General features: G+C 37.3%; 9 protein-coding genes and 2 pseudogenes. 5 read left to right on the forward strand and 6 right to left on the reverse strand.

What is annotated here, in order from left to right; translation table 11 throughout:
- Positions 1-9: 9 nt before the first annotated feature.
- From rnjA to JCM9157_RS25170, 4 genes and pseudogenes are all read right to left on the reverse strand, one after another.
- Positions 10-1,677 carry a ribonuclease J1 gene (rnjA, locus tag JCM9157_RS03695; protein ID WP_035662309.1) on the reverse strand — a complete coding sequence of 556 codons (1,668 nt, stop codon included), beginning with the start codon at positions 1,675-1,677 and terminating at the stop codon, positions 10-12.
- A 3-nt stretch (positions 1,678-1,680) separates the two neighbouring features.
- Positions 1,681-1,893: a DNA-dependent RNA polymerase subunit epsilon gene (locus tag JCM9157_RS03700; RefSeq protein WP_035662310.1), complete on the reverse strand. Its 213-nt coding sequence runs from the start codon at positions 1,891-1,893 to the stop codon at positions 1,681-1,683.
- 421 nt (positions 1,894-2,314) lie between these two features.
- Positions 2,315-2,854, reverse strand: coding sequence for a peptide deformylase (gene def / locus JCM9157_RS03705; protein WP_035662313.1), 540 nt, complete (start codon positions 2,852-2,854; stop codon positions 2,315-2,317).
- 235 nt (positions 2,855-3,089) lie between these two features.
- Positions 3,090-3,167: pseudogene (locus JCM9157_RS25170) on the reverse strand (YjcZ family sporulation protein); the annotation flags it as partial.
- 381 nt (positions 3,168-3,548) lie between these two features.
- Between JCM9157_RS25170 and JCM9157_RS03715 the strand changes: the two are divergent.
- From JCM9157_RS03715 to lpdA, 5 genes and pseudogenes are all read left to right on the forward strand, one after another.
- Positions 3,549-4,196, forward strand: a complete 648-nt coding sequence (locus JCM9157_RS03715) for a YkyA family protein (protein ID WP_158318611.1) — start codon at positions 3,549-3,551, stop codon at positions 4,194-4,196.
- A gap of 409 nt (positions 4,197-4,605) precedes the next feature.
- Complete coding sequence (pdhA, locus tag JCM9157_RS03720) at positions 4,606-5,691, forward strand: pyruvate dehydrogenase (acetyl-transferring) E1 component subunit alpha (RefSeq protein WP_035662318.1); 1,086 nt, start codon at positions 4,606-4,608, stop codon at positions 5,689-5,691.
- Positions 5,692-5,694: 3 nt separating this feature from the next.
- On the forward strand, positions 5,695-6,672 hold the full coding sequence (locus JCM9157_RS03725) for an alpha-ketoacid dehydrogenase subunit beta (protein ID WP_035662320.1): 978 nt from the start codon (positions 5,695-5,697) through the stop codon (positions 6,670-6,672).
- 92 nt (positions 6,673-6,764) lie between these two features.
- Positions 6,765-8,063 carry a dihydrolipoamide acetyltransferase family protein gene (locus JCM9157_RS03730; RefSeq protein WP_035662322.1) on the forward strand — a complete coding sequence of 433 codons (1,299 nt, stop codon included), beginning with the start codon at positions 6,765-6,767 and terminating at the stop codon, positions 8,061-8,063.
- 3 nt (positions 8,064-8,066) lie between these two features.
- A pseudogene (gene lpdA / locus JCM9157_RS03735) lies at positions 8,067-9,475 on the forward strand (dihydrolipoyl dehydrogenase).
- A 74-nt stretch (positions 9,476-9,549) separates the two neighbouring features.
- Here lpdA and JCM9157_RS03740 read toward each other — a convergent pair.
- Together JCM9157_RS03740 and JCM9157_RS03745 are read right to left on the reverse strand one after the other, a co-directional pair.
- A complete protein-coding gene (locus tag JCM9157_RS03740) occupies positions 9,550-9,975 on the reverse strand; it encodes a hypothetical protein (RefSeq protein WP_035662323.1) in 426 nt (141 codons plus the stop codon).
- A 144-nt stretch (positions 9,976-10,119) separates the two neighbouring features.
- Positions 10,120-11,736 (reverse strand): glycine betaine uptake BCCT transporter, encoded by a 1,617-nt coding sequence (locus tag JCM9157_RS03745; protein WP_035662326.1) that lies wholly within the window; start codon positions 11,734-11,736, stop codon positions 10,120-10,122.
- Between the last annotated feature and the right edge of the window lie 30 nt (positions 11,737-11,766).

Below are 11,766 nucleotides of genomic sequence, written 5' to 3' on the forward strand. Positions count from 1 at the left end.
CTTCGTAAATTAAACTTCCATTATAATAGGTAAAATCATTGGTTTACGCTTTGTTCTTTCATATAAAAATGGTCCAAGTAAATCAGTAATCTCATTTTTAATTTCTGACCACTGAGTAGTTTTGCGTTCCATCACGTGATTTAAATGATTAGCCAATAATTTTTGGGCTTCATGAATTAGATCACTTGATTCTCTCATATAAACAAAACCTCGTGAAATTAAATCTGGTCCTGCAGTAACCTTAAATTCTTTCATATTTAAGCTGACAACAACGACAACAAGACCTTCTTCTGATAAGATACGACGATCTCGTAGTACGATATTACCAATATCACCAATTCCATTTCCGTCCACATATACAGAGCCAGAAGGTACTTTTCCAACGACACCAGCTTCATCAGGGTGGAGTGCTAATACATCACCATTATCCATAATGAAACTGTTCTCCGGTGGAACCCCGCAATCTTCAGCTAGTTTCATATGCATCTTAAGCATACGATATTCTCCATGAATTGGCATGAAATATTGAGGTTTCATAAGACGAAGCATCAGTTTTTGTTCTTCTTGTCCGCCGTGTCCCGAAGTATGAATATCATTTAAGGAACCATGAATGACGTCCGCGCCAGCTCTGTATAGTTGGTTAATCGTCTTACTAACACTCAGGGTATTTCCAGGAATTGGCGATGAAGAAAATACGACAGTGTCTCCTGGAATAATTTGGATTTGACGATGAGTACCATTAGCTATTCTTGACAAAGCAGCCATTGGTTCTCCTTGGCTTCCTGTACAAAGAATGGTTACTTGATTATCAGGTAGTTTATTAATATGAGAAGGTTCAATAAAAGTACTCTTTGGTGCATTAATATAACCTAATTCTTGCCCTATATTCAGTGCATTTTCCATACTGCGACCGAAAACAGCTACTTTCCTATTGTTTTGTACGGCTGCATCAACAACTTGTTGAAGTCTATGAATATTAGACGCAAAGGTTGCAAAAATTACTCGTCCTTCGACTTTACGAAAAATACTACTAATGCTTTCTCCAACTTTTCTTTCAGACATCGTAAATTCAGGGATTTCACTATTGGTACTATCTGAAAGAAGGCAAAGTACGCCTTCGTCACCGATTTTAGCCATTTTAGTTAAGTTTGCAGGTTCACCCACAGGTGTGAAATCAAATTTGAAATCTCCTGTATGCACGATATTCCCTGGTGGAGTTTTTACGACGATTCCAAAAGCTTCAGGAATACTGTGAGTTGTTCTATAAAACGAAACGGACGTTTTGGTGAATTTTACAACCTGATCTTCATGTACTTCATGTAATTTTGTTTTACGTAATAAACCGTGCTCTTCTAATTTGCCTTTTAAAAGACCAAGAGCCAACTTTCCTCCATAAATAGGGACATTAACAGCTCTAAGTAAATAAGGGATCCCACCTATGTGATCTTCGTGTCCATGTGTGATAAAAAGGCCTTTAATTTTATCTTCATTTTTTACTAAATACGTATAATCTGGAATTACATAATCAATACCAAGAAGCTCGTCCTCTGGAAACTTTATTCCGGCATCAATTAAAATAATTTCATCTTGAAACTGCACCGCGTACGTATTTTTACCAATTTCACCTAAACCGCCTAACGCGAAAACAGCAGTTTGGTTATTTTTAACTTGTTTCATGAATTACAATGTCTCCACTTGAAAAGCTTCATTTGATTGTTCATACTCAAGGTACGCTCCAGAGACTTGAGTAACAAATTCAATATTATACTTTCTTGGAGCAAGCTTTTTACGAACATCAGATTCGCTTTCGCCTTCCACATAAATCGTTTCTGTGAACTCTCTCACAGGAACTTGGTCTAAATTCTTTTGAAAAAACACTTTGAAAATCTTCATACTACCTCTCCTTAACATTGGTTATTATTTCATTATAAAGCAAAAGCCACCGGTTTTCATGTTTTTCTTCACATTCTTTTTATGTAAAGAACGTTTTAGGATAATGTAAACGATAATTATTGACCGGTAAGGTAATGCTTAAACCTCAATTAAACGATTTTTAGGAAGAAGATTTCTGCATCCTTTAACAATACGTTTTCTCCATCTACGTAACATCATTTCAACCCCTTTTTTAAAATTGTAATCTAATTATCCAGGTGAGTGTTGTTACGTATAGTATGTGTTGGAAATAAAACGACTGTTCAAGGTAAAAAATGTTAAAAAACCCTCAAATAGATCTTTGCTAGATGAGCTTTTTAAAAAGGGTGGATGAGACCTTTTTCAATACCTTATCTAGCGCTGATTATTAAGGGTTTATTAACTAATTCAATTCTTTTTTTAATTTATCAGTGAAGCCTTCGATGCGATCGTAAAACATAATCCCATTCAGATGATCAAGCTCGTGTTGAAAAACAATTGAGACTAAACCTTTTAATCTTAAGGTAACTTCTTCACCTTCCAAATTAGTTCCTTTTACAGTAATGCGAGAATATCTTGGAACTAGCCCTGGAATATCTCTATCTACAGATAAACATCCTTCCCCGCCGTCAAGGTGTGTTTCTTCTATCGAATGGCTAACCACCTTAGGGTTAAAAAGACCCATGCTGTAAAGTTGACCGTTCTCGTCCTCAACATGTATAGCAAACATTCTTTTGGATATACCAATTTGAGGTGCTGCGACACCTACCCCAGGCCGCAGTTGATATTTTTCAGCGATTTCTGGATCTTGACTATTAATAACAAAATCGAGCATGTCTTGTAACGTTTTTTTATCACTGTCACTAGCAGGAAGAGAAACTTCCTCGGCAACTTTTCGAAGAACAGGATCTCCTTCTCTGACGATATCTTTCATGGTTAGCATATGTATCCACTCCTTTTGCACTTATGTTAACTTTATGAAGAATTAAATAAAATATCAAGTAGTATTCCATAATTCTTCTTTAACATGATTAAAAATTAACGTTTTTTTAGACGGAATGTTGTTAGTCGGGACCGAGTCAGTCCGAGTATTAAAAACAGTTCTAAAGCAACAATCCTTACGAAAATAACAAAATAAAAAGAAGTAAGGCTCGATGCCTTACTTCTTTCGTGTCATCTTAGCAGTGACCAAATTTAGAAGCACCAACAATGATTAACAGGATGAAAAGAACTACGATTAACGCAAAACCTCTTCCTGCACCTGGAGCTGGAGCGTAAGCGCCAGCAACTACTGGAGCACCATAACCATATCCACAAGGATCTGTACAACCGTAACCTGCACCATAACCTGCACCATAACCATATCCAAACATTTTTGCATTCCTCCTTTTGTCTTGGCACCGCAATTGCCTGCGATTCACTAATTACTTTATGCAGAATCTATAGTGGTGTTTGGATGAATGCCCATTTTAGTTTGTTTTTTTTATTTATTTGCTGGGACAGGCTCATATTAGCTTTAATGGCCTCATATACTATTTCAAAGGTATTAATAAATTTCAAAATGATTGTCATTTGGTTTTTTTTGGATTAGTGTAATGGATGTAGTTGGAAAGAAGTTGGGAATGGGGGAAGCAATATTGAGTATCAAAAGATGGGCGATAGCTGTATTTGCTATAGGAATCCTAACAGGTTGTGGAGAGCGACCTGTTGAAACTGTATATCATCATTTAGAAGCAGCAGTGGAATTGGAGATTCCCTTTGAAAAGCAACAGGAACCTATGCAAAAAGCCGAGCTAAAAGAAAATGAGATATTTGATCAGATTATTTCACTTGGATTAAGTGACTTTGAGGAAATTGTTTCTCTCGCTGAAGAAGCCATTATTTCTATAGAATCTAGAGAAGCGATGATTCAAAAAGAAAAACAAAGTATAGATGAAAGCTATAATGAATTTTTAAACATTAAAGAACAAGTAGATAAAATTAATAAGGATGAACTTATAACCATGCTTCAAGAATTGGAAGATAGTATGAATACTAGGTATTCAAATTATAACGAGTTAAACGAGTTATACGTTCAAACGCTAACTGAAGATCGTACTTTGTTTGAATTACTGAAAAAAGAAGAGTTAACGTTGGAGGACTTACAAGATCAAATTAATATAGTAAATGAATTATATGAGAAAGTAGAGAGTAAAAAGGAAGATTTCAACACTTCGACGGATACGTACAATCAACTGAAAAGACAATTTTATGAAATGGCAGAACTTAACGTACAGTATGAATAGTGCGTTAAGTTTTTTTTTGCATTAAAAAAATAAAACTGTACTAATATTGTTTTGGTTTGTGATATAACACAATTACCAATTTATAAAATGAAAAAAATTAAACTTCACATAAAAGAGTTAAGCAAAAGGATTGACGTAATTTAGGCATGTGAGGTAGACTTAGTTTCGTAAGCATTGTTGTATTACTTTGTAGGTTAATTGACTAATACAGATAAAATTAAATTTTTATCGAAGTAAATCTTCAAGTGTGTTTCTTACATAGACGCTTATCTAAATTACTTTACAGTGTTATGGATGAGAATAGTTTGGGTATCCTATTTGTGAGATTTGTCATAATTATTTCATTCATAGTTGTCAATAGCGATTATGTTAAGGTCATTTTTTTATTCGAAAGGAAGAGGTGAAGGTAGTGAGTACAAAAACGTTAGCGCAAGTTGAAGAGCAATTTGAAACTTTCCAAATTCTAAATGAGGAAGGGGAAGTTGTTAACGAAGCTGCAATGCCTGAGTTAAGTGATGAAGAGTTACAAGAATTAATGAGAAGAATGGTTTATACACGTATTTGGGACCAACGTGCGATTTCTTTAAATCGTCAAGGGCGCCTAGGATTCTACGCACCAGTTGCTGGACAAGAAGCTTCAATGCTAGGAAGCCAGTTCGCGTTAGATAAAGATGATTGGATCTTACCTGGTTACCGTGATATTCCTCAAATCGTTTTTCACGGATTACCATTACACCAAGCATTTTTGTGGTCTAGAGGACATTTTGCAGGAAGTCAATTCCCGGATGGATTAAATGTATTATTCCCACAAATCATTATTGGAGCACAAATTATTCAAACTGCCGGAGTAGCTCTTGGCTTAAAACGTAAAAACAAAAATAACATTGCTATTACGTATACAGGTGATGGTGGAGCGTCACAAGGTGATTTCTATGAAGGAATGAACTTTGCGGGTGCTTATAATGCTCCTGCAGTATTTATTGTTCAGAATAACCGATTTGCCATTTCTGTACCGGTTGAAAAGCAATCTGCAGCAAAAACAATTGCTCAAAAAGCAGTTGCTGCTGGTATTGAAGGAATTCAAGTTGACGGAATGGATGTTTTGGCTGTTTATTCAGCAACGAAACAGGCACGTGATCGTGCATTAGCTGGAGATGGGCCAACGTTAATCGAGACAATGACATATCGTTACGGTCCACATACAATGGCTGGTGATGACCCAACACGTTATCGTTCTTCTGATTTAGACGATGAATGGACGAAAAAAGATCCACTTGTTCGTTTCCGTAAGTTTCTAGAAGCTAAGAATTTATGGACTGAAGAAAAAGAAAACGAAGTTGTAGATCAAGCGAAAGAAGATATTAAAGCAGCTATGAAAGAAGCGGACGGTGCACCTAAGCAAAAAGTAACTGATTTAATTAGCTTTATGTTTGAAGATCTACCACGTAATCTTCGTGAACAAATGGAAGAATACACAGCAAAGGAGTCGAAGTAACTCATGGCACAAATGACAATGATTCAAGCGATTACGGATGCAATGCGTAATGAGCTTAAGAATAATGAAGATGTACTTGTGTTTGGTGAAGACGTTGGTCAAAACGGCGGTGTATTCCGTGCGACTGAGGGCTTACAGAAAGAATTTGGTGAAGAGCGTGTATTCGATACACCACTTGCAGAATCTGGTATCGGTGGTTTAGCTATTGGCTTAGGCTTAACAGGCTTCCGTCCAGTAATGGAAATTCAATTCTTTGGTTTCCTTTTTGAAGTATTTGACTCACTTGCTGGTCAAATGAACCGCATGCGTTACCGTACAGGAGGTAAATTAACATCTCCAATCACGGTTCGTTCTCCGTTTGGTGGTGGCGTAAAAACACCTGAAATGCATGCCGATAGTTTAGAAGGGCTCGTTGCACAAACACCTGGTTTAAAGGTAGTAATCCCTTCAACTCCTTATGACGCGAAAGGACTATTAATTTCTGCAATCCGTGATAATGATCCGGTTGTGTTCCTTGAGCATATGAAGTTATACCGTTCATTCCGTGCTGAAGTACCGGAAGAAGAATATACAATCCCACTAGGGAAAGCTGATATTAAGCGCGAAGGGAAAGATTTAACTATTGTTACATATGGTGCAATGGTACATTCTTCACTTAAAGCAGCGGAAGAGTTAGAAAAAGAGGGAATTGATGTTGAAGTCATTGACTTAATGACAATCAGCCCTCTTGATATTGACACAATCATTACATCTATAGAAAAAACAAACCGTGCAATTGTTGTACAAGAAGCACAAAAACAGGCTGGTATTGGTGCGAATGTTGTAGCAGAAATCATGGAGCGCGCTATTCTAAGTCTTGAAGCACCAGTTCTACGAGTTGCTGCTCCAGATACGATTTATCCATTTGCAGCTGCTGAAGACGCTTGGTTACCGGACTACAAAGGTATTATTGAAACAGCAAAGAAAGTAATCAATTTTTAATTAGCTCTGTTTATATAGAAAAGTATGGAAAGGGAAGATAATTATCTTTCCTTTTCAACTAATTAATTGTTATTTAAAAGGAGGCACTTCAAGTGGCATATGAGTTTAAACTGCCTGATATTGGTGAAGGTATTCACGAGGGTGAAATTGTAAAATGGTTTGTTAAACCTGGTGATGAAATTAAAGAAGATGATATTATTCTTGAAGTTCAAAATGATAAAGCGGTTGTTGAGATTCCATCTCCTGTAGATGGTAAAGTACTTGAAATTAAAGTAGAAGAAGGTACTGTTAGCATCGTAGGTGATGTTCTTTTAACAATTGATGCTGGAGATGCAAATCCTGCAGAAGAGGAAAGTGCTCCTGCTGAGGAAGCGCAAGCAGAGCCGGCAAAAGAAGAAGCGATAGCAAAAACTTCTGAACCTGCTCCCGATACAGCTAATGATGAGATTGACAATGATGCTCGTGTTATTGCAATGCCTTCAGTACGTAAATATGCACGTGATAAAGGAGTTGCGATTCAGAAAGTAACTGCTACGGGTAAAAATGGTCGCGTATTAAAAGCAGATATTGATGCATTCCTTAACGGAGGATCTGTTAACGAGGAAACTCCGGCTCCGGCTGAAACTCAACAAGAAACGCCTGCACAAGCTCCAACTAAGAAAGCTGAGCCAGTTGCAATTCCGGTTGGTGAACTTGAAGAGCGCGTTCCACTTAAAGGTGTACGTAAAGCTATTGCAAAAGCGATGGTCAACTCTAAGCACACTGCACCACATGTAACACATATGGATGAGATTGAGGTTTCTAATTTAGTTGCACACCGTAAAGAATACAAAGCGATTGCAGCAGAGCAAGGGACAAAACTAACATACTTACCGTATGTAGTTAAAGCTCTTACGTCTGCATTACGCAAATTCCCAACTTTGAATGCTTCAATTGATGATGCTAATGAAGAAATTGTTTACAAAAAGTACTTTAACATTGGTATTGCTGCTGATACGGAGCATGGTTTATTTGTACCAGTTGTTAAAGATGCAGACCGTAAATCAATTTTTACGCTTGCTGATGAAATTAATGAGTTGGCAGCAAAAGCTCGTGATGGTAAACTTAGTGGTGCAGAAATGAAGGGCGGATCAGCCACCATCTCTAATGTTGGTTCTGCTCGTGGACTTTGGTTTACACCAGTTATCAATCACCCAGAAGTTGCTATTTTAGGTATTGGTCGTATTGAAGAAAAGCCAGTTGTGAAGAATGGTGAGATTGTAGCTGCTCCTGTACTTGCTCTATCTTTAAGTTATGATCACCGTCTCATTGATGGCGTTACAGCTCAGAATGCTTTAAACCACGTGAAACGACTGTTAAACGATCCGCAATTATTATTAATGGAGGGGTAATACATGGTTGTAGGAGATTTCGCACATGAAGTAGATACACTTGTCATTGGTTCAGGTCCTGGAGGATATGTTGCAGCTATTCGTGCAGCGCAACTAGGACAAAAAGTAACGATTGTTGAAAAAGGAGAAATGGGCGGCGTTTGTTTAAACGTTGGTTGTATTCCTTCGAAAGCATTAATTTCGGCTGGCCATCGTTTTCATAATGCTAAGCATTCTGAAGACATGGGAATCATTGCAGAAAAAGTTTCTATTAACTTTGAAAAAGTTCAAGAATGGAAAGCTTCAGTAGTTAAAAAATTAACTGGTGGGGTTGAAGGTTTACTTAAAGGTAACAAAGTAGAAATCGTTCGTGGAGAAGCTTACTTTGCTTCTGAGAACTCTGTTCGTATCATGGATGAAAAGAGCGCACAAACATACAACTTTAAAAATTGTATCATTGCGACTGGATCTCGTCCCATTGAAATTCCTGCATTTAAATATACTGATCGAGTAATCAATTCAACTGGTGCTCTTGCTCTTAAAGAAGTACCGAAGAAAATGGTTGTAATTGGTGGAGGTTATATCGGAATCGAATTAGCTGGAGCTTACTCTAACATGGGAACTGAAGTTGTCGTTCTTGAAGGTAGTAAGCAAATCTTAGGCGGTTTTGAAAAGCAAATGGCTAAAGTGGTTGAGCGCCGTCTAAAGAAAAACGGTGTTGATTTCAAGATGGAGCTCTTGCTAAAGGTGTAGAAGAATCTGATTCTGGCGTGAAAGTAACAGCCGAAGTAAAAGGCAAAGAAGAAGTATTTGAGGCAGATTACTGTTTAGTAACAGTTGGTCGTAAGCCAAATACTGATGAACTTGGTCTTGAACAAATTGGAGTTGAACTTACAGATCGTGGTGTTGTTAAAGTAGATAAGCAATGCCGTACGAATCTTTCTAACATTTATGCAATTGGGGATATCATTGCTGGACCTCCACTAGCTCACAAAGCTTCTTATGAAGGTAAAATAGCAGCGGAAGCAATTGCTGGAGAAAAGTCTGAAGTAGACTACTTAGCTATTCCTGCTGTTGTATTCTCTGAACCAGAACTAGCAAGTGTTGGTTATAATGAGGCTGAAGCAAAAGAAGCTGGTTTTGATGTTATCGCATCTAAGTTCCCGTTTGCTGCAAATGGACGTGCACTATCTCTAAACGAGACAGATGGCTTTATGAAATTAGTTACTCGTAAAGAGGATGGATTAGTAATTGGAGCTCAAATTGCTGGTCCTGGAGCATCTGACATGATTGCAGAATTAGGCTTAGCTATTGAAACTGGTATGACTGCTGAGGATATCGCATTAACAATTCACGCGCATCCTACATTAGGTGAAATAACAATGGAAGCTGCCGAAGTTGCACTTGGTACTCCAATTCATATCGTAAAATAATAAAAAGACAGCCATTTGGCTGTCTTTTTTATATGTTTGGACAGATCTAACAATTAGAAAAGCATATGTAGCAATCACATTAAATAATAGGCAAACATTGAATTTGGTAAAGCTACTTCCTTCTCTGATTTGAAGAGCTCTAATAAATGAGCTAATATTTCGTCTTTTGTGAATGTTCCTTCCATTCTTAAATTCTCTTTTTCGCCAGTTAAAACAATCATTGTAGGGAATTGCTGAATGTTAAAGTATCTAATTGCATCTCTTTCATTTGCGTCAATAATAAGTAATGCAGGAACATTGCCGGGATAATGCTGTTTTAATTCCAATAATGCATCGTAATAAGTTTTTTCATCTTGTATTTTAGAGGAATCAGAAAAGAGAACAGTAATGGTTTCCTCTTCATGTTGTTGCAAAGGGCTTTCTACCGATGAAGTTGTTTGGAAACACGAACTTAATAGTAAAATCGAGCCTATAATCATCAATTCGATATACTTGTCCATTACAATTCACTTCCTTGTTTTTACATATGTTCCTTCATTTTATCACGCATTTTTTCTCATGGAATATGTAAAAGGGAATTGTAATCAAATAGAAATATAAAATAATAATGCGTAGCCCGTTAAAACAGACTACGCATTATCTTGTTAATTTTTTTTCTTAAGTTCATTTTTTTCTTTCTTAAACGCACTTTTTTCTGCTTTTAACTTTTCTCTTTCTTTCTTTAGCTCATAACGTTCCAGGATGATTCTTTCTCTTTCAGATGCTAAAGTTGGCTTCTCGGACTGTAATGATTTCATTAAGGAAAAAATCATCATAATCATGATAATGGTAAACGGCAGGGCCGCAATAATCGCTGCAGTTTGTAAGGCTCCGAGTCCCTTATCCGTTGAAAGTAAAACAGCAGCAGTAGCAGAGATGATAAGCCCCCAAACGAATTTCACTGAATTTGGTGGATTTAGATCTCCATTAGTAGTTTGCATACCTAACACGACTGTAGCTGAATCTGCCGATGTTACAAAGAAAGACGATATTAGAAACACAGCTATAATTGAAAGAAGCAATCCGAGTGGGAATTGTTCTAATACTGCAAATAAAGCAATCTCCATTCCACCTTCAGACATCATTCCCATCACATCCGCAGTTCCTTGGCGTTGCAATTGGATTCCAGTTCCTCCAAATACAGCAAACCAAAATGCACCAAAGATTGAAGGGACAGCGAGAACTCCTATGATGAATTCACGAATCGTCCTTCCTTTTGAGACACGAGCGATAAAAGTACCAACAAATGGTGCCCAAGAAATCCACCAGGCCCAATAGAAAATGGTCCAGCCTTCAACCCAAGTTGTTTCGGGATTGTAAATATCTAATCGAAAGCTCATACCAGCTAAATTCTGTAGGTAACTTCCTACCCCTTGAGTAAAAACACCCATAATGTAGCTTGTCGGACCGAATAATAAAACAAATAGCATTAGTGATATAGCTAAGTAGACGTTTGTTTTACTTAAGATGCGAATTCCTTTGTCTAACCCTGTTTGTGCCGATACCATAAATAAAACAGTTACAACAATAATAACAATGAGTTGAAGTACTTTTTCGTTCATCCCTTGAAGACCAGGTACAAGATTTCCTAACCCGGCCGAGATTTGAGCAGCTCCAAATCCAAGTGATGTTGCAACACCGAAAATAGTTGCAAAAACGACAAGTACATTGATAGCTGTTCCCACTCCACCATTAGAGCGGTCTCCAATAAGAGGATTTAGGACTGCGCTCATTACAGCTGGGGATTCCTTTCTAAATCTAAAATAAGCAAGTGATAAAGCTACAACTGAATAAATAGCCCATGGATGAAGTCCCCAGTGAAAGAAAGCATATCTCATAGCTTCTCCAGCTGCTTGGTTTGTTCCTGACTCTGCTGTGGGAGGATCAAAGAAATGGTAAAGTGGTTCTGCTACTCCCCAGAAGACGAGTCCAATACCCATTCCGGCAGTGAAAAGGAATGCAAACCATGTTAAGTAATTATAATCAGGTTTATCTTCAGGCTTTCCAAGTTTAATTTTTCCATAAGGACTAAATATGAGATAGATACAAAAAATCAAAAAAGCTGTAGCGGCTAATAGATAAAACCAGCCTAATTCATGTGTGATGAAACTCTGAATCTGTGTTGTGACTGTTTCTAAATGTCCTGGAGCAATAAGGCCCCATAAAATAAAAGCTAATGCTATTGCGACTGAAATATAAAACACAGGTGTAACTTTTCTCATAATCAACTACCTCTCTTTAAAAAACAACTT

This window comes from Halalkalibacter akibai JCM 9157 (assembly GCF_000513135.1).
Taxonomy (GTDB): Bacteria; Bacillota; Bacilli; order Bacillales; family Bacillaceae_D; genus Halalkalibacter; species Halalkalibacter akibai.

What these genes read in the sequence shown, in the direction of transcription:
- def (WP_035662313.1), bottom strand. Translation starts at nt 2,854, where the DNA reads ATGCTAACCATGAAAGATATCGTCAGAGAAGGAGATCCTGTTCTTCGA.
- rnjA (WP_035662309.1), bottom strand. Translation starts at nt 1,677, where the DNA reads ATGAAACAAGTTAAAAATAACCAAACTGCTGTTTTCGCGTTAGGCGGT.
- JCM9157_RS03740 (WP_035662323.1), bottom strand. Translation starts at nt 9,975, where the DNA reads ATGGACAAGTATATCGAATTGATGATTATAGGCTCGATTTTACTATTA.
- JCM9157_RS03700 (WP_035662310.1), bottom strand. Translation starts at nt 1,893, where the DNA reads ATGAAGATTTTCAAAGTGTTTTTTCAAAAGAATTTAGACCAAGTTCCT.
- JCM9157_RS03745 (WP_035662326.1), bottom strand. Translation starts at nt 11,736, where the DNA reads ATGAGAAAAGTTACACCTGTGTTTTATATTTCAGTCGCAATAGCATTA.
- JCM9157_RS03725 (WP_035662320.1), top strand. Translation starts at nt 5,695, where the DNA reads ATGGCACAAATGACAATGATTCAAGCGATTACGGATGCAATGCGTAAT.